Annotated in this window: 18 protein-coding genes; 5 read left to right on the top strand and 13 right to left on the bottom strand. The window is 52.4% G+C overall.

Annotated elements, in window-relative coordinates:
• Nucleotides 1–65: 65 nt before the first annotated feature.
• The 13 genes from hemA to JQN73_RS06385 form a co-directional block, all read right to left on the bottom strand.
• Entirely contained in the window at nt 66–1,382 is a 1,317-nt protein-coding gene (gene hemA, locus JQN73_RS06445) for a glutamyl-tRNA reductase (RefSeq protein WP_205322282.1), read from the bottom strand.
• A 209-nt stretch (nt 1,383–1,591) separates the two neighbouring features.
• Complete coding sequence (locus JQN73_RS06440) at nt 1,592–4,090, bottom strand: CHASE2 domain-containing protein (protein ID WP_205322281.1); 2,499 nt, start codon at nt 4,088–4,090, stop codon at nt 1,592–1,594.
• A gap of 32 nt (nt 4,091–4,122) precedes the next feature.
• Nucleotides 4,123–5,853 (bottom strand): FecR domain-containing protein, encoded by a 1,731-nt coding sequence (locus tag JQN73_RS06435; RefSeq protein WP_205322280.1) that lies wholly within the window; start codon nt 5,851–5,853, stop codon nt 4,123–4,125.
• A gap of 36 nt (nt 5,854–5,889) precedes the next feature.
• Entirely contained in the window at nt 5,890–6,597 is a 708-nt protein-coding gene (locus JQN73_RS06430) for a response regulator transcription factor (RefSeq protein WP_205322279.1), read from the bottom strand.
• A gap of 441 nt (nt 6,598–7,038) precedes the next feature.
• Entirely contained in the window at nt 7,039–7,290 is a 252-nt protein-coding gene (gene minE, locus JQN73_RS06425) for a cell division topological specificity factor MinE (protein WP_205322278.1), read from the bottom strand.
• 1 nt (nt 7,291) lies between these two features.
• Entirely contained in the window at nt 7,292–8,107 is an 816-nt protein-coding gene (gene minD / locus JQN73_RS06420; protein ID WP_205322277.1) for a septum site-determining protein MinD, read from the bottom strand.
• Nucleotides 8,108–8,134: 27 nt separating this feature from the next.
• Entirely contained in the window at nt 8,135–8,932 is a 798-nt protein-coding gene (gene minC, locus JQN73_RS06415; RefSeq protein WP_205322276.1) for a septum site-determining protein MinC, read from the bottom strand.
• Nucleotides 8,933–9,463: 531 nt separating this feature from the next.
• Nucleotides 9,464–10,243, bottom strand: coding sequence for a flagellar brake protein (locus tag JQN73_RS06410; RefSeq protein WP_205322275.1), 780 nt, complete (start codon nt 10,241–10,243; stop codon nt 9,464–9,466).
• A gap of 136 nt (nt 10,244–10,379) precedes the next feature.
• Nucleotides 10,380–11,447, bottom strand: a complete 1,068-nt coding sequence (locus JQN73_RS06405; RefSeq protein WP_205322274.1) for a hypothetical protein — start codon at nt 11,445–11,447, stop codon at nt 10,380–10,382.
• Nucleotides 11,448–11,651: 204 nt separating this feature from the next.
• Nucleotides 11,652–13,385: a rhodanese-related sulfurtransferase gene (locus JQN73_RS06400; protein WP_205322273.1), complete on the bottom strand. Its 1,734-nt coding sequence runs from the start codon at nt 13,383–13,385 to the stop codon at nt 11,652–11,654.
• A 37-nt stretch (nt 13,386–13,422) separates the two neighbouring features.
• Nucleotides 13,423–14,052: a cysteine dioxygenase gene (locus JQN73_RS06395; RefSeq protein ID WP_205322272.1), complete on the bottom strand. Its 630-nt coding sequence runs from the start codon at nt 14,050–14,052 to the stop codon at nt 13,423–13,425.
• 11 nt (nt 14,053–14,063) lie between these two features.
• On the bottom strand, nt 14,064–15,041 hold the full coding sequence (locus JQN73_RS06390) for an ABC transporter substrate-binding protein (protein ID WP_205322271.1): 978 nt from the start codon (nt 15,039–15,041) through the stop codon (nt 14,064–14,066).
• Nucleotides 15,042–16,133, bottom strand: a complete 1,092-nt coding sequence (locus JQN73_RS06385) for an LLM class flavin-dependent oxidoreductase (protein WP_205322270.1) — start codon at nt 16,131–16,133, stop codon at nt 15,042–15,044.
• 342 nt (nt 16,134–16,475) lie between these two features.
• Here JQN73_RS06385 and JQN73_RS06380 point away from each other — a divergent pair, with 342 nt between their 5' ends.
• The 5 genes from JQN73_RS06380 (at nt 16,476) to JQN73_RS06360 (ending at nt 23,377) form a co-directional block, all read left to right on the top strand.
• Nucleotides 16,476–17,411, top strand: a complete 936-nt coding sequence (locus tag JQN73_RS06380) for a LysR family transcriptional regulator (RefSeq protein ID WP_205322269.1) — start codon at nt 16,476–16,478, stop codon at nt 17,409–17,411.
• A gap of 400 nt (nt 17,412–17,811) precedes the next feature.
• Nucleotides 17,812–19,122, top strand: coding sequence for an MFS transporter (locus JQN73_RS06375; RefSeq protein WP_205322268.1), 1,311 nt, complete (start codon nt 17,812–17,814; stop codon nt 19,120–19,122).
• A 13-nt stretch (nt 19,123–19,135) separates the two neighbouring features.
• Nucleotides 19,136–21,715, top strand: a complete 2,580-nt coding sequence (gene nirB / locus JQN73_RS06370; RefSeq protein ID WP_205322267.1) for a nitrite reductase large subunit NirB — start codon at nt 19,136–19,138, stop codon at nt 21,713–21,715.
• A gap of 70 nt (nt 21,716–21,785) precedes the next feature.
• On the top strand, nt 21,786–22,133 hold the full coding sequence (nirD, locus tag JQN73_RS06365; protein WP_205322266.1) for a nitrite reductase small subunit NirD: 348 nt from the start codon (nt 21,786–21,788) through the stop codon (nt 22,131–22,133).
• Nucleotides 22,130–23,377, top strand: a complete 1,248-nt coding sequence (locus JQN73_RS06360; protein WP_205322265.1) for an NAD(P)/FAD-dependent oxidoreductase — start codon at nt 22,130–22,132, stop codon at nt 23,375–23,377. Before nirD ends, JQN73_RS06360 begins: the two co-directional genes overlap by 4 nt.
• The last annotated feature ends 8 nt before the right edge of the window (nt 23,378–23,385 follow it).

Genomic DNA, 23,385 nt, shown 5'->3' with positions numbered 1-23,385 from the left:
ATGAATGATGACAGAGGGAGTGCCGACTCACTAGACCGAGTGGCGGACGCTGGCGGATGACTTCGCTAACGCTTGCTGCGGAATAGTTGCGGTAGCAAAATGGCGAGGCGAGCGCGCTCGTCGCCTTGTGCGTTGTGCAGCGCCTGTTGCGGTCCATGCAGGAACTTGGCCGCGAGACCTTTAGATAGCGCTTCTAAAACGATATCAACATCCTCGCCTTTGGCGAGCATCTTGCGGGCCCGTTCCAATTCCAGCGTTCGCATTAATTCGCTGCTTTCATGCAAATCCTGAATCACCGGGACGACGGCACGGGTATCGATCCAATGCATAAAAGCTTGCACGCGTGTTTCGATAATGGCCTCAGCCTGGGATACGGCAGCCATGCGACTTTCAAGGCCGGTCTGCACCACAGAAGCCAGATCGTCCACGGTATATAAAAACACGTCATCGAGACGGCCGACTTCGCTTTCGATGTCACGCGGCACCGCCAGATCGAGCATAAACATCGGTTTATGGCGACGCGCCTTGACCGCGCGCTCAACCATGCCTAACCCAATAATTGGAAGTGACGATGCAGTACAAGAAACGATGATGTCGTAGTTGCCCAGTTGATCGGGCAAATCTGCCAGCCGTAGCGCTTGCCCGCTAAAACGGTGCGCTAACATTTCGGCCCGCTCAAGGGTACGGTTTGCGACCGTCAGGGTTTTTGGATTCTGTGCCGCAAAGTGCGTTGCGCATAACTCGATCATTTCCCCGGCACCGATAAACAGGACGTTTTGGCCAGAGATGGCATCGAAAATGCGCTCCGACATACGTACCGCTGCTGCCGCCATTGAGACGCTATGGGCACCGATTTTGGTCGTCGTTCGGACTTCTTTTGCCACCGCAAAGGTGCGCTGGAATAACTGATGTAAATAGGTCCCAAGGCCGCCAACGGCATCTGCATGGCGCACGGCATCTTTCATCTGGCCGAGAATTTGCGGTTCGCCCAGCACCATCGAATCCAGCCCCGACGCGACGCGGAAAGCGTGGCGTGCCGCGTGGTCATGCGGTAACGTGTACAAATGCGGGCGAAGATCGGCGTACGAAAGGTTGTGGTAATGCGCGAGGAAATGGGCGGTAGAATCAATTGCCGCATCAATGTTGCGGGAGTCGTTCAATCCAATGGAACCACCGGAAAGCTCGCTTGCGGCATACAGCTCAGTACGATTACACGTGGATAAAATAGCCACCTCGTCTGCAACGCCGGAGGCGTTGTTGTCACTAAACCATGCACGCGCCGCCGTTACCGCCTGACCGATCTGGTCAGAGGGAAAGGCCACCTGTTCGCGCAATGAAACGGGCGCGGTGGTGTGGTTGAGTCCGACGGCTAGCAAGTGCATTTTGGTAATAACTCTGTTGGAAAATAGGGGACTCTTTATAACTCGGCATTATACCCCCGGCGTTCTCTTTGAGGTCTAACGCCTTTTTTATTAATCATTAGATAATCTTCTCAATGATTTCAAGTTAGCCCATCGCTTATGAAAAGATAGTCAATGTTCAAATGATTATGGTGGAGCAAGCGGCGCATGTCTCAGCCGTGATTGCATGGTCAGGCCGATATCAATGGCAGTGTTATGGTGAAGGTGGTGCCTTCCCCGACAATACTACTGAACGATAACAATCCGAAATGTCGTTCGATGACGGTTTTGACAAATACCAGTCCAAGACCCAAACCGTCAGTTTTCGGTTGTCCCGCAATCGCGACGCGCTGAAATCGTTGAAATAATTTGGCCTGGTCTTCCGTTGCAATGCCATAGCCTTGATCGCGGATCACGCAAATGACGTGAGAGGGTGCGCCCTGGATATCGAAGCCATGACGCAAGCCGCAATGAATGGTCGTTGCCGCAGGGCTATAATTAATCGCGTTAGAGATCAGGTTACATAGCGCGCGCGCCATCAAGGCGCGATCAATGCTTGTGACAAACTCGCCGTCGGCGATGTCGGTGACCAAGGCGATTTGCTTATTGTTGGCCAAGGTCCACATTTCGTCGCTGGCATCAAGCACAACATCGGGAAAATCAACTTCTTCAAGTCGGTAGGATTCCGATTCAGCCCGCGCCAATTGAACGAAATTGTCTGCCAGTCCTAACGTTTTTCGTGAAGCGCGCTCAATCCGTGCGAAAAATTCCTTTTGCGGTAATCCTGAGGATGGATCACTTTGCAATTCTAACAACGCTAAAATGGACGCTTGGGGTGCGCGCATATCATGCGACAAAAAGCGTAAGGTCTCATCTCGACTGCGTTCTGCCGCACGAATGCTTGAAATATCCACAATACTGACGATCCAGCCGCTCAAGATTTGACTGGAGGAGTAACACGGTGCGCTTTTGATCAATAGATCGCGTTCTTTCCGATCTTGAACCGAAACGCCGTCTGCGAGTACCTGACGATAGGACATGCTGAGCAAATCTGGCCAATTAAAAGGATGATGGGGGGCCGTTTCGAATGGAGGTGGGGATGCAACATGCGCAAACAATGGAGGAAGCTTAGCGCCATAGATAGTCGTAATACCTAGCGACGCAAAGTAATCCTGGGCCACCCGATTCACCACGACTATGCCACCGTCGATCGTGGTGATCAGCGTCGCATGCGGCAAACTATCAAGATTGTCAGAAATGAACTGCCGCAAATCGCGCACCCGACGTGCCGCGTTGCGCATCGCATTGATACGCTGCTCTAACAGGTCTTCACCGTGATAGAGAGGGTTGCCTGAAGGTTTTGCTTCCGGCAACAAATGTGGTTCCTGATCCAGCAGTATGAACTCCTGTCCGAGGTAGGAAATCGCGGCTTCCAAACGACACCAACTCCAGAGAGGATAGGCTAATCCCATTCCAATCAGTGCCGCACTCGGCGCGATCCATAATCCATGTGTAAATGTGACGTAGCTGACCGCGACGGTGATCAGCATCAGGAGCACGGTCAACATCAACGAAAAGCGCGGCGTGAGTAACAGGTAGCTGAATAGAACTATCAATACCGGCACGATGCTGAAGGCGGTTGTTTGCAACGTTGGCGCGATGCGTATCGATCGATGTTCCAACAAACTGGCTAAAATATTGGCGTTGATTTCAATGCCCGGCATGACGCCGGACGTTCCCGAATCCGGGGTGGGGAAAGCGTCCGCCATACCGACTGCCGTTGCCCCGATTAAAACATATTTATTGTAAAAAAAATCCTTCGAAACTTCGCCTCTGAGCACGGAAACATACGGAATAGACTGGAAAAGTCCGGTACCACCGGCGTAGGGAATGTGCATTTGATAGTCGCGTTGCCATTCCCCGTGATGAACCGCTTTGCCCGGATTTTCGCTGACGTTGCTATCTTCGCCGCTATTATCGTCGATACCACTTAACGAATGATTGTCGCGCTGCTCTGTACTGTCCTGTCCGCCGGGTAACCCCAGGTGGTAATTCGTTACGTGCTGTTCGCCAATCTTGGCTAATGCCAGTGCGAAGTGTGGCCACCAGCTACCATTCTGGCCTTCTTTTAAAAATACGCTGCGTGCTACGCCATCCTTATCGAGCTCCAGATTGATATGTCCAATGGTGCGCGCGGTCTTCAGAAAACCGGGTATTGGCAATAAGCTCGTGATGCTGCTTCCCATCATTGCCGTCACCATCGGCAGGACGACCTTATTGCTGGCCTGTAACGCTGTCGATAGTGCTGCGTCGTTGTTGAGTCCGGGCTTACCGGCAGCGGCGGAGGTTGTGCTTAATTCCGGCTCGGTCATGATTACGTCGAGACCGATTGCTTTTGGTTTGGCTTGCATGATCGTATCCAGTACCTGCGCATGGAGGGCACGCTGCCATGGCCAGCGACCTAGCTGGGAAATACTGTAATCGTCAATCGCGACAATAATAATGTCGTCGCGCGCTGGTCGCGTGTTAATGCGCATGAACTGGTCGTAAAGCGGCAGGTCAAGTTGCACCAAACCGTTTTGATAGCCGAGCGCTGCCGTGAATAACAACAACGTGACGGTCAGCGCTAACCATTGGCGCAAGGCAACGCGTTTAACATCGCCCGAGAAGGCTCCGTTCGGTGGGACCATTCTATGCTCCGAAATGGATACTGCCCGTTGGGTTAAAAACCGGTTTGTGTGTTGCCGCCGGTATTGATGAGCGGCGCGCCGTCACTGGTTTTCCATGAGCCGCCTATAGCGATTTTTTGGACTTCAGAAAATGGGCCGATGTAGCCATCGGAGTCAATCGCCCTGACGCGCACGAAGTAGAAGCCGTCAGGTGGATTTGCTACGGTAATTTCGGGCACTATCGTGTTCTGTGTTAAAAAAAGTGAGGTGAATGCCGCATCATGGGCGATTTCAATAACGAAACTTTGGCCAGGTTCGCCGTGCCATCTGAACGCTAACGTTTCTCCGGTCGGGTTAATATTTGGCAGTGTCAAAGGTGCCATTAGAGACGCCATCTGAGTATCACCAAATGGACCCTGATCCTCTTTTCCCTGGCGGGTCACGATTGTGGCGATCCGCCAGAAATACGAACCAAGCACTAACTTGGGCGGGGTGAATTGCGCAGATGTCAGAGTCGCGTCATCGACAACAAGTTGCGTGAACTGATCATCGGTGGCTATTTGAATGCGGTAATGGGCGGCGTCCGGTGTTTCGGACCAGCTAAACGACGGGTCGGAAATGCGCGCTTTTCCTTTTGGACCAATCGGGAAGGGAGGCTCCGGGCGCGCTTTGAGTGTAAATGCAGCCTCCCGTGGATAACCTTCGAGGCCTTGGCCGTCAATAGCAGTCACCCTTGCAAAGTAGTTGCCATCGATCAGTCCGTCAAGCCTGAGCTCAAGAGTATCGGTATCGATTTCAGACAAGATATTCTCGAAGGCCTGATCGGTCGCAATTTGTGCACGGTAACGCCGCGCACCGCTCATTTGATCGACGATAAGGCGCACGGTTGGGCGTTCCTGCAAAGCGGAATTTCCGGTCAAAGTTGGTGCCGGAAGTAATGCAACGGATTTGCGAACGCTCTGCGTATCGGTGATCGTTCCTTGACCGGCTTGTAGCGAGAAACCGGCGGCAGGGCGATTGTTTTTTGCAACGGCAACTACCCCATGCAAGACTTCAGTTGCCATATCTCCATCACTAACATTTACTCGAAAGCTGGTACCCCGAACGCCGGCGACGGCGAGTGGAGAACGCACCTCAAAACGTCCCTTATTTTCCTTCAGTGGCGAGACCTGTGAGTCGACCCGACCTCGCACAAGCGTGATCTCCGTGACGGGACTTTTTGTAAAGCGTGCATCCCGCAAGTGGCTGATTTTTACTTGACTGTTGGACGGTATCGCAATGCGGGAATTGTCATCAAGACCTAATGTGACAAAACTGTTTTGGCCGGTTTCAATCTGCGCGCCCTCCTGAAGCTTAGCGTCAATCGCTAAGGGAATAGCGCTGCCGTCGGCGGCGGCGAGATTAACGCTGCCTGAAAATGCGACAATTTTTGCACTGGCAGGAGTTTGTACCAGCATCCCTAAGGGAATGAGGATGGGCGTCCCAATGGGAATGGTGCGGTCATTCGGGATTTTATTGATCTTTTGCAGCGCGACCCAATTTTGGTATGAAGACGTAAGTTGTTCTGCGATCGTGCTTAACGTGTCGCCTTTGTGGGCCAGGTAAGTAATAGTGGTCGGCGTCACGCGAATGGAGTCTGCGTCAAGCTTTACTAGTGGCGCCGCATCAACCTGAAAATAGATGCCCACCGCCAACAGCATAAAACCCACTCGCCGGAGTCTTTTAATCTTGGAAAATCTTCTACTATTCATATCGTGTGTCGGATGTCCCGTGTAACGCTGCATTTTTTCTCCGACCCACATTGCGATACCACGCGACAATTATGCCGCAACTACGCGCTGCTCTGATAATTGTTCCAAACGGTAACCATAGCTGTACACGGGAGCCAGCCGAAAGCCATTTTCTGGTCGTAATTGTAGCTTGCTGCGAACTCGGGAAACGTGGGTATCCATCGTGCGCGAAGGAATGTCGATGTCACGCGACCATACTGCTTCGAGAATGTAGGCACGCGATAAGGGGCGACCGAGGTTGCGGAAAAATAATAGCGCTAAATCGAACTCTTTCTGCGTGATTTCAATCTGTACGCTGCTGAGAGTCAAGCGCGCAGCACGCGTTTCGAATATGTATTCGCCGAACGTAATTTGTTCGCTGGCATTTTGAATTGGGTAAGCGCGACGCAATAAGGCCTGCACGCGGGCCACCAACTCGCCACGACGTATCGGTTTGATCATGTAATCGTCGGCGCCCGCCGCAAGTCCCGCTACGATATCGTCCTCACCTGAGCGGCTGGTCATGAACAAGACCGGCAGTTCCGGGGGCAGCTTCTCGCGTACCCAGTGCAGGACTTCGGCCCCACTCAAGTCGGGTACCTGCCAATCAAGAATGAGCATGTCATAGCTCTCCCGCCGCAACTCATTGAGGATTTCTTTGCCGCTTTGAAAGGGGTGACAAACGTGGCCGCTCGCGGTGAGTACCTGGCAAACCAGATCGGTTTGGCTTAAATCGTCGTCAAGGACAGCAATTCTCATAGGGATATTAATGGGCTGGGTGTTAATTAATGTAAGTCAGGAACGTCGTCAATAGTTTGACCAAAATCCCGACCGCCGATGTAATTAGCGAATGTCCAAGCGCTGCCCCAAGTCTCAATAGTCGCCTTTTTTCGAGATCTCGGTATTAATAACTTTATGCTAACACTTTTCGCGCAGCGAAAGCTATGTTGCAGGAAGCCTTTTTGACCGTAACGGTGGAAGGTCGTTGATTCGCTGCGGCGCAAGCTGCAATTATAATGCAATGTGAAATTTTAAAATTCTTCGATTTACAATGTTGCACCAAAGATCAATTCCGGCGCGAGATATGTCGCTTTCACGCGACACTTTAGGAGAGGGGTGCTAAAACTGGTTCAAAAAACATGCGGACGCGATTAGCGCCCGCTGTGGCTGAACGGAACCCGACATTCATTGCGGACTCAATCAAATATCTGGTAGCACGACATTGACGTCGAGGATTTCCAGATTTCCCTGGCGATCCAGTGAAATTTTAATGTCGTTGGCATTGACCTTGGTATATTTTGAAATAACCTCAATCAGTTCCTTATGTAGCGCTGGCAAAAAATCCGGGCCTTGGCGGCCGCTGCGTTCACGTGCGATGATAATTTGCAGGCGCTCCTTAGCGGCAGACGCGCTTTTCGGTTGTTTCGTGAACAAGAACGAGAGTAAAGCCATATTACTTTCCTCCAAAGAGGCGCGATAGCAAGCCTGGTTTTTGATAGTTAGCAAAGCGAAGGGGCACGTCTTCGCCAAGGAATCGCGAGACTACGTCCTCGTAGGCCATGGCAACATCGCTGCCCTTGACGTGGATCGCGGGATTGCCCTGGTTCGATGCATGCAACACCGCTTCCGATTCAGGAATGATGCCGATCAAAGGGATGCGCAATATATCCTGGACATCGGTATGCGAAAGCATCTCGCCCGCCTCAACGCGTTTTGGCGAATAGCGAGTTATCAGCAGATGCTCTTTGACCGGCTCTCCGCCATTTTGAGCGCGCCGCGATTTGGCCTGGATAATCCCTAAAATGCGATCTGAGTCACGGACTGAGGAAACCTCGGGATTTGTCACAATCACGGCTTCATCGGCAAAGGTCAGCGCCATCACCGCGCCGCGTTCAATGCCAGCAGGTGAGTCGCAGACAATGAATTCGAAATCCATTTTCGCCAAATCGTTCAATACGCGCTCCACGCCCTCTTCGGTCAGGGCGTCTTTATCGCGAGTTTGGGATGCCGGAAGAATGAATAAGTTGTCGCAATGCTTATCCTTGATCAGAGCCTGATTGAGTGTTGCTTCGTTGTTCACTACATTGATCAGGTCATACACTACGCGCCGTTCGCAGCCCATAATCAGATCGAGATTACGTAGGCCGACGTCAAAATCCAGAACAGCGGTTTTGTGACCACGCATGGCCAGTCCTGAGGCAAAGCTGGCGCTGGATGTCGTCTTGCCGACGCCGCCTTTGCCAGATGTTACAACGATGATTTTTGCCACGAAAACTCCTATTTTGAATACTAAAAATTATGCTCTGGAAGCTGAGTTGAGCGAAATAACATCAATCCGGTCACCGTTTAATCGCACTTGCGCCGCCTGACCCTTCAATTCCGCTGGTAAGCCATTTTCAAAGGTCCGATACACGCCAGCAATTGACACCAGTTCAGGCTCCATTGCGGTAGCAAAAATGCGTGCTTCTGTATCGCCGCTCGCACCTGCCAAAGCCCGGCCGCGCAATGGTGCGTAAACGTGGATACTCCCGTCGGCGATGATTTCGGCGCCATTATTGACCATCGCAGTAATGATAAGGTCGGTGCCACGTGCATAAATCTTTTGCCCGGCGCGTACTGGTGTGTCGACGATCATGGGTTGCTGAAGGGGGAAAGTTGCGGATGTAACTGGCGATGCAGGCGGTGTAGATGGTGCAACCTGCTCGACATCGGCTGCGGATTCATCAATTGGTTGCCCAGCGGTCAATGGGGCGATGGAGTCGGTGCGAGGCGCAATCACCGTGTCAATACTCAGGCCGTTCCCGATGACGGCGGGATGCATTGATTCTGGTGCATTGCGCACTGCCACGGCGTTAAGTTGATAGGTTTTCAGCAGTCTGACCAGTGCGCCCCAGTCAATATCATTGGGTGAATCCTCTAAAGCAGCGATATCGATTACCGCGAATTCATTATCGAAGAAGTCGGAGATACCGCCCGTCATCTCTTTCAATGCGTTATCTAGTACCGAAAGATCCACGTCGTGAAGAATAACTGAAACCGCCACGACCGTTGCTATCTTAATTTCAATTGGCTTGCGTGTCTTATTTTTGGGCATAAAGCAACAGATTGAATAAGCGAACCACAGTGCAACCGGAGGCCGCTAACGACTCGCAAATAGGGTTAGGAATCAGTATGGCAAGCAGTAATAATCGTTCCAAAACTTTTTGGAATGAATGATCTTACCAAATCTCGGCTGGATAACGGGAAAAACGTTAGCTCGTACTCTACAACAACCATCGCTATGGTAGATATCAAGATACCAGGGTTAAACGAATACTTTCTCCAAAGAATATTGAAATTGTATTTCAAATAACATTCCAGGTGGTTGCAGCTAGCGATTAAGCCTGGCGCTAACCCCGCATGCAGCAAAACAGCCTATATATGCCAGCGGTCTTCGTTCTGGTTTAATCGTTTATCTTTAGCCATTAATTCAGCCGCTGTTACAACCATACGGCCCTGCGGTTTGCCTGCAGAGCTTGTGCTTTGGCTAAAGCTGACAGTTTCAAGTTCTGCTTCCCAAGTTCTGCTTCTCAAGTTCTGTTTCTCAAGTTCTGCTTCTCAAGTTCTGTTTCTCAAGTTCTGCTTCTCAAGTTCTGTTTCGGCGCAGTTCTAAAAGGGTAATCACCTGCTGCAACTGCGCTTCTTGCGTTTTGGGGAAACTCAAAAACTGGCACCCGAAGTGAAAAATCGGATCGCTGAACGTCTGGCTGTTATGAATAAAGGTGATTTTCAAATCCGAGGCCATTTCTCCCAGATCCTGATAATCGAAGGTTGCATCGGTCAGCGTCATCCCGATAACGAGCTCGCCAATACTGGCGTCGGTGGAACGCAGCCGTACGCCCGACAACGACAAATCCACTACGTAAAACGACATGCGGCGTTTATCCGGTAGGGTTGCTGTGCAAATATAGGGATTATCCGTCGGCGTTTCTATTCGGAAGTGTTCGCGCCGCTGTATGCGGTACAGGCTTTCCGGTAACTGCGATTTGAATGCCGGTAAACCGTCATAATTGTGCGGTTCTGGGCGACCGCAGACAAACTGGATATGCGCACCAGACTGCATTCCGGAAAACAGATTTTCTCCCGATTCCTGATGTTGTTCATTTTCAGCGTCATTGCTACCGTAATCGTAGAAGAAGGAACCGGTAATTTCATCGACCGCCAGGATACGCGTCTTTATGCGCGACCCTGACCTCCCGAAGGAAATACTCAAAGGGTCTTTTTGCTGCGCGAGCTGGCGCAATATGTGGACGACTTCCTTGGGATGCAACACCCGAAAATCATCTAAGGCTGCCAGCGATGCCGTCAATGTCGCCGAAGGGCTTCCATCAAGGCTTGTTCCCGATACTGGACTGGTAGTAGTCATGTTTCTCCAATGTGTATCAAAATTCGCTCGAAATGCCAGAGGCAGAAGAAGAGCGCAATTGCCACAAATATTACCTAATTTATGCCAGTTTGAGACTTTTTTTTGCCGGGCAATTCAGGTAATAACGGCCGAATACTTAAACTTGCCACGCACCGTCTCTATAAACGACGCATTCATCAAGCGTGACAGCGTTTGTCACCGCAAAGACGTCAATGTGAAATCTGGCGTCAGCACGCTTAATCGCTGCTTTATTGTAGACCCCATGTTTGGCACCAAGCGAAAGGTGGATACCGCACATCCTTTCGTAACTGCCAATATCGCTCACAAAACGGTCTTGCGAAAAAGCGCGGTTCATACCGAAACCGAGTTCACGCAGCCAGACTTCGCCTTCCGCGGCTCGGATATTCGCGAGCACCTGATCGAAATCAGGCGTCGAATTGATGACCTCGCTGACACGGCCTTTTGCGATTACCAAAGTGATGGGTTGCGCCGGTTTATTGACGTGGAATTGCGTATCGCCGAATACAAAAATACGCACCCTCCCGTTGACGGCTTCCAAATCCTGCGCCTCGGTGAAAACCTCGCCTATCGGAAACTGTCCACCGACATTTTTCATATCGCTATAGTCGCCGATGTTGAGCTTGGCCGGTTCGAAGGGCGAATCAAAAACCAACTGTTCGCCACCGCTATCCACTACCCCACGTCTGGCGCTATCAATCCGCGCTTTTAGCGCATATCCAACAACGCGATAGTAATCGGGATTGTAAGCCAGGGAATCAATGTAATAACCGGCTTCCAGGCCGACCATTCGGGATAGGTGAGGATGTTCGATCACTTTTAATGCGCGCTTGAAAAGCTCGACCCGGAGTCGGAACGCTTCCAGGCGAAAATTCGTTGATTGAATCAGTATCACTAAATCGCCTGGCGCCAACGGCACGAAGGCGGCCAGCACAACTTCCGCATCGACCGCATCGAAGTCGATGAATGTGGCAGTGGGAAGGCAACGCCGGTACGCTTGTGTTAATGCGGCGGCAAGCGGACAGCGGGTGTCAAACACCACGACCGCCGCGCGCTCAGGCGCATGCTCGATGGCAATCGACAATATGTCACGTAGATGGCTGGTTGCAACCCCGATCACCGCCTCGGAAATAGGGGGAAAGGAGGATTCGACAGCTGCGGGGTTTGGCGTGGAGAGTATTGTCATTTCATCGTATCGAAAGCAGCAAAAATGTCCCCGGAACCTCAATTCTCGTGAGGTGACATTTTTCTATTGGAGATACATTTTAATCGACAACCGCGCCAAATCGTAACGGACTTCCGAAGCGCAGTATTCCATCGCCGGGGTTGATACGTTTGAGCATGAAAATGGAATGCCGGAGGAAAATGCGGGACGATTTGTCCTCCATTGCTAGATGACAAAGAAACCATGTGTCCCATCAAGGGTCAGTTGATCCACCAGGCCATATTCCCAGTCAAGATAGGCTTGCATGGCAGCGGCTGGATTGTCGGTGCCTTCGTAAGGACGGCGGTACCGATCAATGCGCGGAGAGGCCAGCGCGGTTGCACCTGCGTCTGTTGCTTCTCCCGCCACCTGAGGAAGGCCCGCCGCAACCCACGCCGACGTACCGCCCTCTAATAGGAATACTGGTGTCTTTGTCAGCGCCTGCAGATCGCTGACGATGTAGCGCGCCAGCAGACTGGTATTACAGGTGAGTACATAACGACTTGCCAGGGGCGTCTTATCCAGCGCGGCGGCGAGCTGCGAACGGAGTACAAACCAGGCACCGGGAATATGCTGTTTTACAAAATTCGCGCTGCTGGTGAAATCAAAAATCACCGTTTTGGCTTGGGAGGCGTCACGTGGCAGATCTTGTTCCAACCAAGCCGCAAGCGTGCGCGGGGCGACACTATTGACCGGCAGTGCAGGTGGTAGCGAGGCTTTGTCGTTATCGGCGTTGCTGCCGCATTGGGTTAAATTCTGCGGTCCGACATCATCGAGGACAAATACCTCCCAACCCATCTGCGCCAGCCAGGATGCCGTCATATTGGCGCGCACGCCATCGTCGTCGGTCAGGACGATCCGCGCGCCCCGCACGGGTGCCGCGTGATCGGTTTCTTGCACCAGCTGTCCGCCGGGTGCCGAGCGAAAATCGGGGTGATGACCGCTGGCATACTCTTCCGGTGTGCGGACATCAAAGCGATACGTGGTGCGGGTGGGGTCGTTTTTCCACTGGGTTAAGGCGTCGCTATCTGCGCGCAACACGCGGGCCTGATCGGCGACCTGGCGGGCTGCACGCTGCGCTTGCGCGCGATCATCGGCGGATGTCGTGCCGAAATCGGCAAATTGCCGGGTTTTTCCAGTATCCAGCGTTTGACCCGCTAAAGTCCAGCCGATGGTGCCATTGCGCAGTGCGGAAACCGGGTTAGGAATACCTGCATTCACCAGGGATTGCGTACCGATGATGCTGCGGGTGCGGCCGGCACAATTGACGATAACCCGGGTTTCGGGTCGTGGTGCAAGCTGGCGTACGCGCAAAACCAACTCGGCTCCCGGCACACTGATCCCGTTGGGGATACTCATCATGTTGTATTCTTCAAAACGACGCGCATCCAGCACCACCACATCAGCATCGGCGTCCAGCAGTGCCTTTACTTCCGGTGCCGACAATGACGGCGTATGTCTTTGCGCGTCAACCAGCTCGCCAAAAGCTTTACTCGGGGCATTGACGTCGCGAAAAATTTCGCCCCCCGCTTCACGCCACCCCGCAAGACCGCCTTCAAGTAACGTGACGTCAGAATAGCCAAGTCGCCGCAAACGACGCGCGGCATCGATGGCGAGACCCTCACCATCGTCGTACACCACGATCAACGTATTTCGGCGCGGGATACGTGCAGCGCTGTCCAGCTCAATTCGCGAAAGGGGCAAATTGGCGGCAAATAACGGATGGGCTTCTGCGAATGGCGCTTCCTCACGGACGTCCAGCAATGCCAGTTCTTGACGCTGCAAGAGCGCAGCACGGATCTGTTGATACCGGATCTGTTGAAACGAGTGTGTACTAAAGCCTGAATCTGATAAACCAGTATCAACAGCATGGGCGTCGATAATAGTGTCCTCGGGAAAGCTGGTCGGCGTGCGGGTCATGAATGGTCCGTAATCTTTATGAGGTTCCAAAAGAAGTCTAGTGGGTTTTGTTGGGCTCCGCGGAGCGATCCCATATATTGGGCAGCATCGTATTGGAATAGCCGGAAATAAACGGTTTGGTACTGCCGTCTTCAGCGTAGACCGAGCGTTTGACTGCGCCGATATTCGCACCATAAACGTGGATGCTGATGGACGCCTTGTCGATGTAGGCGTTATGGACTTTATGGACGTCGCCAATAGTGGGGGAGACTGCCTCAACGTCCCCCGGCCGCAAGTGTGTCGCCGCGCCAACAGCGGAAAAGCGACCATCTGGACCGGCTTGATAAGGTTGTGAATATTCGGCACCGCGCAACATGCCGATCAAGCCCCATATGGTGTGATCGTGAATGGGCGTGGCTTGTCCCGGCCCCCAGACAAAGCTGACGATGGAAAACCGCTCACGCGAATCGGCATGGAGCAAGAATTGTTGGTATCGGTCAGCGTTCGGATGGGCAAAGGCAGACGGGAGCCAGTCGTCAACAGACACAAGCTGTTTTAGCAGCGCGCTCCCGGCGCGCAAAATCTCCGCTTCCGGGGGGGTGCGATCAAGCAACTCGGCTAATTCGCGGATAAAGTTTCTCAGGCGCGCCAAATTTGCCGGACTAGCGCCATTAAGTAATTGTGACATGCTGACACGCCCTATTTCTGTAGCGGGAAACTATGATCAAAACCGTTAGAAACGATCAGTTTATGCTGGATGATACCCGCTTCGGCGTAGACGTCGGCGGTATGTTGCTGGGTTTTTATCACGTTATCATCAATTGGAATCCATTTCCCCTGACGTCGCTCCCAAGATAACTTCGCAACTTCCTTCGGAACCCCGATAAGATCGGCCAAAGCGGTCGAATACGCATCAATGTGTTCGTTGGACCAGCGCTGCGCCAGCGCCAACCGTTGTAGAAAATCCTGGAGTGCGGCGCGTTTGGTTTTGATCGCATCTTCGTGCGCGATCAGATAGCTGAGGCCTGCGGAAAGGCCGCGGCCATTCACGATAATTTTAGCGTGCCCGGTCAGTTCTGCCAATGCCGTGTAAGGTTCCCATGTTGCCCAGACATCGACCGAGTTGCCGGCCAAAGCCGTCTTGGCATCTACCGGCGAGAGAAAGCGAAACGAAACGTCACTGGCTTTAAGACCAACAGACGCAAGCGCAGCTAGCGTCAGGTAGTGCCCGATGGAGCCCTTGCCGGTGGCGATGCGCTTGCCCTTTAAACTGGCCGCACCCGACAGTGGGGAATCTGAATTGGCAATAAGTGCCGTGCCGAAAGGATCAGTTTTGTTGACTCCGATCGCTTTCAGCGGCGCGCCTGCCGCCAGTGAAAAAACCAACGGTGCGTCACCAGCATAGCCGACGTCGACGGCTCCGGCATTTAACGCCTCAAGTAATGGCGCCGCAGCGACAAATTCGGACCACTTGATATCATAGGGCAGATTTTTCAGTTCACCGGCAGCTTCAAGTTGCGCTCTCATCCCGCCTTTTTGATCGGCTACTTTAAGCACGATCCGGGCTGGTGCATCCGCCGCCGCAATGGAGGAGATGCTGAGGGTGAGGCTGATTAAGCTGGCTACGAGAAGCCGTTGCAAACGCAAAACAGATGGACGGGAGAGTTGAATGGACATTTATTTCTGCTTTCGTTGGGCTATGCGTTCCGCAACCAGCTGGCGCGTGAGCGGAATCAAGGTACGACCATAATCGACGGCATCTTCCAACGGATCAAAACCGCGAATCAAGAATGTCGACACGCCCAACTCAACGTAATCCAGTAAAGCATCGGCAACCTGTGCCGGTGTTCCTACCAGCGCGGTCGAATTCGAACGACCACCAATTTCTTTGGCGATCGCTGTCCATAGGCATTTATCGTGGCGGTCTCCACGTTCCGCTGCCGCTAACAGACGCCGCGCGCCTTCGCTTTGTTTCGGATCACCCGGCGCGCTGCGTAAGCCACTCGCTTGTCGAACGCGTCTGGTTTCCGCCAGAATGTTTTCGGCGCGCGCCCACGCCGCCTCTTCCGTGTCGGCGAGGATCGGACGGAAGGACACAGAAAAGCGTGGCTTGCGCCCATATTTTTCGGCTTCTGCGCTTACCTTGCGAATGATATCTCTGACCTGATCGTGGGTTTCTCCCCATAGTGCGTAGACATCCGCATGTTTGGCGGCAACCTGAATGGCGGGTGGCGAAGCACCGCCGAAGTAAATGGGGATATACGGCTGCTGCACGGTCTTAACTTCCGAATAACTATTTTTGAATCGGTAATATTTGCCTTCGTGGTCAAACGGTATATCGCTGGTCCAAACTTTGCGCAAAACTGCGAGGTATTCATCCGTGCGCGCATAGCGTTCATCGTGTGACAAAAAATCACCATCCCGCTGTTGTTCTTCATCGTCGCCACCGGAAATAATATGCACCGCCAAACGCCCGCCACTCAATTGATCGAGAGTAGCCAATTTGCGCGCTGCCATCGTTGGCGCGATAAACCCGGGGCGATGGGCCAGCATGAAGCCAATTTTTTTGGTCGCTGCCGCCGCGTGGCAGGTAACCAAAAACGGATCGGCGTCGGTTGAATGCTGCGCGATCAAAATTCGATCAAAGCCTGATTGCTCGTGGGCTTGTGCAAATTTTGTAATGTAATCCGGATTTAGCGCCGGACCGTGCGCAGGATGAATTTCTGATACTTTTTTTGGGCCGATCATGCCGATGAATTCGATGCTCATAGCTATTCTCAATCGTTAAATGATTCTAAATTGTTAACGTGAAGGTAAAAAATGAGCCTAAGGCTTCGGGTGCAGAATTCCAACGAAGCATTCCGCATGTCGGTATGCGTTCGCTGCATGACTGAATTTTGCACAAAATGGATTTGCGCAAGAACGCTTCGGTAAAAGGGAGGTCAGAGCATGCAGTATTTAAATGTATTGTGTGAAATTCGGCAAAAAATAGAAAAAAAGACAATGTTCAGGCGAATTTTTTGATGCTAAAAAGGCAGATCTTGCTAACTATGCGGAAGATTTTCTATTAAAATTAGGAATAAATTTTGATGAGGCTTATGCCAACTTATTATGAAAATAGATGATATAGACGCTTTTGTGGCAACTGTGCGATGTCAGTCCATCAGTTTAGCTGCAGAGGCGCTCCAACTGACGCAGTCGGCGATTACCCGTCGCGTTCAAAACTTCGAAGAAGAACTTGGTATTGAGTTGCTCGACCGAACGACCAAACCACCGCGTCCAAATCCCATGGGCAAAGTGGTGTACGAGCAGTGCCGCGTCGTTTTGCGGGAAGTGGAAGAACTGCGCGATATGGTGGGAAGCGAAGTAGCGCCGGTTGGTACTTTTCGCCTTGGTATCACGCAGGCGATTGGCGATGTCGTTCTGCTTGATGCACTCAAACAACTTAAGGGCGCCTTCCCCGATCTAAGTACACAAGTGTCGACCGGCTGGGGAACGCAGTTGGTGTCCAGGGTCGCCAATGGTGAGATGGACGCCGCAGCTGCTCTTTTCCCGTCCACCAAAGTGCTTCCGGATAATGTGATTGGTGAGACGTTGGGGCGGGTGGAACTGGTAGTGGTTGCAGCTAGGGGAACCATGACAAAGCGCAGCTACAAATTGAAAGATTGTCATGATACCGGTTGGATTTTGAGCCCGGATGGCTGCGGTTTTCGCGCCGTACTGCAAAGAGCACTGGTCGGGCAGGGTTTGTCGTTTAAGGTTGGCCTTGAGTCTTTTGGTGTTGACCTGCAGCTAGGACTGGTTGCGGCCGGGCTTGGGCTTGGTTTTGTGCCGATGCCGCAACTGGAGCGCAGCGCGCACCGCGATCAATTGGATATCATCACGATCAGCGACTTCAAGTCCATCCTCGATATCTGGCTGATTCAGTCACGTTTGCCAACGCCATTGCAGCAGGCAGTCGATTTCTTCAGTAATTCGGTGGAGGCTGCATTCTCGGAAAAAATAGCGGTATATAACCAAAAATCACGCCGACAGCGAGCAGCATAACATCGGCGGATTTAATGCTTTAAGCATGATTCAGAAGTCGAAAATACTATTTATGATGGAGGAGTAAATAATCTTATTTATTCCTCCTATGCATAAAATCTTGTCTATATAATTCCCTCCCCAAAAAAATGCAGCACCGCACCATTTAAATGCGCAGCTATTTAAAATGACGCCTTCCCTTGGTCCATCACGCCTCCCAACGTCTTAAAAGTCGAAATTAGCCCCATTTCAGATTGGCACAGGATTTGCTTAGTATTGATTAACAGAGTCAATGATGATTCCGTACTATCAACTATTACGCAGATCTAAAGACGGATCTGCCAGGACAACGGCGTCCACTTAACCAGGTAATTCTTACCGAGTTAAGTGGGCGCCTTTTTGTTTTTATGGGAAAAAAATCATGACCAGCAAAGCCACCAGTATCAAACTCTTCAGTTTCAGCACGCCGCAAATGCGCGCCTTCCATTTAACCTGGATGGCGTTCTTCGCTTGCTTTTTTGCGTGGTTTGCCTGTGCGCCGTTAATGCCTGTTATCAAGGGGCAATTCGGTCTAACCATCGGGCAAATCGCTAACATCAATATTGCCGCCGTGGCAGTTACTATTTTGGTCAGATTGATTATCGGCCCCATGTGCGATCGCTTCGGCCCGCGGAAAACGTACACAGGTCTGTTGCTGCTCGGCGCAATTCCCGTGTTTGGCGTGTCGTTTTCGCAGAGCTACGAAAGCTTCCTGTTTTTTCGGTTATGTATCGGTGCTGTCGGTGCCAGTTTTGTTATCACGCAATATCACACCTCGGTAATGTTTGCCTCCAATGTGGTCGGGACCGCCAACGCCGCCGCGGCAGGCTGGGGCAATGTAGGCGGCGGTGCGGCACAGGCGCTGATGCCCTTATTGCTCACTGCCCTCATCATGTTGGGCGTTAGCGACACCATGGGATGGCGGCTAGCCTTGTTGGTGCCGGGCGTATTGATGGTGATTATGGGTGGCGTTTATTGGCGTTATACACAAGATTGCCCAGAGGGTAATTATGCTGAGTTACGCGCTAAAGGTATAACGGTTGAAGGCGGCAAAAAGGGTGGCTGGGCAAGTTTCCGTGCGGCGAGCCTCAACTATCGCGTTTGGCTTTTGTTTGTTACCTACGGCGCATGCTTCGGTGTGGAAATTTTTATTCATAACATCGCTGCCATTTATTACGTTGACCATTTTGGCCTGTCGTTAAAAAGCGCCGGAATGGCCGCTGCAAGTTTTGGTTTGCTGGCCTTGTTTGCACGTGCTTTGGGTGGCTGGTTGTCGGACAAGGTTGCATTGCGCGGAACTCTAAACACCCGCGCGACACTGTTGTTCGTCATGATGGTTGGCGAAGGATTAGGACTGCTGTGGTTTTCACATGCAAATAGCGTGACGCTAGCAATCTGTGCGATGTTGACTTTCGGTCTTTTCACACACATGGCCTGTGGTGCAACTTACGCTTTAGTGCCGTTTATTGACCGCAAAGCGTTGGGTGGTGTAGCGGGCATTATCGGTGCTGGCGGAAATGTCGGAGCCGTGTTGGCAGGATTTTTGATGAAGGGCTTGGGCGACGTGCAAAATACGCTAAGCGTCTTGGGAATTCTGGTCACGGTGTCAGCGCTCTGCGCGATTGCGATCCGTTTCAGCGCAGCACACAATGCTGGCGATCAAGTTCTGGACAGCAACCCTATCGCCGCTTAAGGAGCCGCAGATCATGAAAATTATCGTCGTTGGCCATGGCATGGTGGGTCATAAATTTCTGGAAAGTCTGGCCGATAGCGGAGCACCGCATCTGGAAGTGACTGTCTTGTGCGAAGAAGCGCGCCCGGCCTATGACAGGGTCCATTTGTCCGAGTTCTTCTCAGGGAAATCGGCCGAGGATTTGTCATTGGTGCCTGCAGGATTTTTTGAGCGCGACAATATCTTGCTCAAACTGAACGCCAAAGCGAGCGTCATTGATCGCATTGCCAAAACGGTGACAGTCAGTACCGGTGAAACGCTGTCTTATGATAAATTAGTCATCGCCACCGGCTCGTATCCTTTTGTGCCTCCGGTTCCAGGTAAAGATCGTAAGGACTGTTTTGTCTATCGGACGATCGAAGATCTGGAGGCCATGCTCGAATGTGGTCAGCGCTCTAAAACTGGCGTCGTCATCGGCGGCGGTTTGCTGGGATTGGAATGTGCGAAAGCCTTGCGTGACATGAATCTGGAAACGCATGTGGTTGAATTTTCACCCCGTCTGATGGCAATGCAAGTCGACGAAGGCGGCGGGCGTGTATTGCGTGCGAAAATTGAAGACCTCGGCGTGACAGCGCACACGCAAAAGAATACGGTTGAGATTGTTGACGGCGAAGCCGGCACGCACCGCATGAACTTCTCTGACGGTAGCCATTTGGATACCGATATGATCGTCTTTTCTGCCGGGATCCGACCGCGCGACGAGTTGGCCCGCAGCAGCGCGTTAGCAGTCGGCGAGCGTGGCGGAATCGTGATCGACAATCGCTGTCTGACCAGCGATCCGGATATCTACGCGATTGGCGAGTGTGCACTCTGGAATGGAAAAATATTTGGTCTGGTCGCTCCAGGCTATGACATGGCGCGCATTGCAGCCAAACATTTATTGGGCGAAAGCGGCGAATTCACCGGCGCCGATATGAGCACCAAACTCAAATTGATGGGTGTCGACGTCGCCAGTATCGGTGATCCGCATGGTAACGCTCCCGGTAGTCGCTCGTATCATTTTACCGACGAGCGCAAACAGATTTATAAAAAAATTGTGGTCTCGGATTGCGGTAAATTCCTGCTCGGCGGTGTGATGGTCGGCGACGCGAGCGAATACGGCACATTGCTGCAGATGATGTTGAACCGGATCGAATTGCCAGAGGCACCCGAGTTCCTGATTCTGCCGCAAGCTGACGGTAACGCCAAGCCCGGTCTTGGGGTTGACGCATTACCCGACACAGCACAAATTTGCTCGTGTAACAACGTCTCCAAGGGCGATTTATGTGCGGCGGTATGCGGTGGTGTCACCAATATCGGAGATTTGAAAAGCTGCACAAAGGCAGGTACTTCTTGTGGTGGCTGCGTGGCGCTGGTAACGCAGATCATGAAGTCGGAAATGAAGAAGCAAGGTCTTGCAGTCAACAATCATGTTTGCGAGCACTTTTCATACAGCCGTCAGGAACTTTATCACCTGGTCCGCTTTGGCAAGATCAAGAGTTTCGATGCGCTGATAACGCAGCATGGAAAAGGCTTGGGGTGCGATGTTTGCAAACCGGTAGCGGCCAGCATTCTGGCTTCCTGCTGGAACGATTTCGTGCTCAAAAAAGAACACGCCAGCCTACAGGATTCGAACGATTATTTTCTGGGCAATATTCAGAAAGACGGAACCTACTCTGTGGTGCCACGCATGGCAGGTGGTGAGGTCACGCCTGACGGTTTGATCGCGGTCGGTCAGGTCGCAAAAAAATACGGCTTATACACCAAGGTAACTGGCGGTCAGCGGATCGACCTGTTCGGCGCGCGGGTTGAGCAATTGCCGCCAATCTGGGAAGAGTTGATCGCAGCAGGTTTTGAATCCGGTCATGCTTATGGCAAGTCGCTGCGGACCGTAAAGTCATGCGTCGGTTCGACCTGGTGCCGCTATGGCGTCGATGACAGTATGGGGCTGGCAATCGAGTTGGAGAATCGCTACAAAGGTTTGCGTTCGCCGCACAAAATCAAATTCGGCGTATCCGGTTGCACGCGTGAATGCGCCGAAGCCCAAAGTAAGGACGTAGGAATTATTGCGACCGAAAAAGGTTGGAATCTGTACGTTTGCGGCAACGGCGGAATGAAGCCGCGTCACGCCGAATTGCTGGCCTCTGATCTGGATAAGGCAACGCTGATCCAGACCATCGATCGTTTCCTCATGTTTTACGTACGTACCGCAGATCGCCTGCAACGCACCAGCGTCTGGCGCGACAACCTTGAGGGTGGCCTTGACTATCTCAAGGAAGTTATCTTAAACGACAAGCTGAGCATTGCTGGCGAGCTGGAAGCAGAAATGCAGGAAGTGGTAGACACTTACGAATGCGAATGGAAAAAAGCGGTGAACGATCCAGAGACGCGCAAGCGCTTCCGTCATTTCGTCAATACAGATCAGGTTGACGAAAACGTCGTGTTCATGGAAGAGCGCGGGCAGATTCGGCCAGCAACGTTGGTAGAGCGGTCGGCGCGGGTCATTCCTATCGTCCCTATCGCCCCGATTGATCCTGTTGCGCCGGCAACGCCGACTCTGGCAGAAGCTATCTGATGGCAATGAATTGTTGTCAGTCAAGCGTCATCAATATAGATTAGTCGTCCATTGAAAGTGAGAAAGAATTATGCATAGCGATCCTCAATTGGATAACTGGGTTGCCGTTTGTGAACTCAACGAGATCGTGCCAAACACCGGTGTATGCGCATTGATTAACGGTGCGCAAGTTGCGCTATTTCACGTCATCGATGGCGCAGACCGTGTCTTTGCGATTAGTAATTTCGATCCGCATGCACAGGCTTCGGTGTTGTCTCGCGGCCTGGTCGGCAATCTGGGCGAACGCATCGTTGTGGCGTCTCCGATGTACAAGCAACATTTTGATTTGCAAACAGGAGAATGCCTGGAATATCCGGAACATTCTGTCAGTGCCTATCCGACGCGGGTTGTGGATGGGAAGGTCTGGGTCGGCGTATGAACGCCGCACCGGCCAGGCAGGCTGCGCGAACCAAGCCATCGCTGGTGGTCATCGGTAACGGCATGGCTGGCATGCGCACGGTCGAAGAATTACAAAAGCTGGCGCCAGATTTATACGACATCACCGTCTTTGGGGCCGAGCCGTATGGTAATTACAACCGCATATTATTGTCGCCCGTGTTAGCGGGAGATAAAGTTGTGGAAGACATCATGCTGCATACGCGCGAGTGGTATCAGCAAAATAACATCACATTGCATGCGGGTGATCCGATCGATGTGATTGACCGTCGGCGGCGTCTGGTCCGCTCGCGCTCGGGCGTCGAGGTGAAATACGACCGGCTCCTGCTAGCCACCGGTTCGACCCCTTTTATTATTCCGGTTCCCGGACATCAATTGCCGGGTGTGATTGCGTTTCGCGATATTCAGGATGTGGAGACGATGCTCGCTGCGGCCCGCGATCATCGTCACGCTGTGGTGATCGGTGGTGGCTTGCTTGGCCTCGAAGCAGCCAACGGGCTGATGCGTCAGGGCATGGACGTCACCGTGGTCCACGTGGCGGATAGTTTGATGAATCAACAGCTGGATAAGCCCGCCTCTGCATTGCTGAAAAAGGCCCTGGAATTGAAGGGCTTGCGGATCATGCTTGAGACGCACACTACCGAGATTCTGGGTTCAGAGCGGGTCACAGCGGTGCGTTTTAAAGATGGTACCGAGATACCGGCTGATCTGGTGGTCATGGCGGCAGGCGTGCGTCCAAACATCGCGCTGGCAAAAAAAGCCCACCTGCATTGCGACCGCGCAATCGTGGTGGACGACACGCTACAAACGTTTGATCCGCGCATTTATGCGGTGGGCGAATGCGTACAGCATCGGCTCTCCACTTTCGGTCTGGTAGCACCAATCTGGGATCAGGCCCGGGTGTGCGGCGCACATCTGGCTGGTGCGGGTCATCGTCGTTATATCCAGCAAGCCACGGCTACCAAACTTAAGGTAACCGGGGTTGATCTGTATTCTGCCGGCGATTTCATCGGTGGCGATGGCAGTGAAGAACTGGTGCTGCGCGACCCGCGCCGGGGTATTTATAAACGTCTGGTGCTCAGAGACAATCAAATCGTCGGCGCGGTACTATACGGCGACGTAAAAGATGGTCCGTGGTATTTTGATCTGATTCAAAACAAAACTGACGTCTCCTCGCTGCGCAATCAATTACTATTCGGTCAGGCCCTGTGCGCCCAAGCCGCCTGATGAGGAAC

Source organism: Glaciimonas sp. PAMC28666 (assembly GCF_016917355.1).
GTDB lineage: Bacteria > Pseudomonadota > Gammaproteobacteria > Burkholderiales > Burkholderiaceae_D > Glaciimonas.
This window is presented reverse-complemented; position numbering and strand designations above follow the sequence as displayed.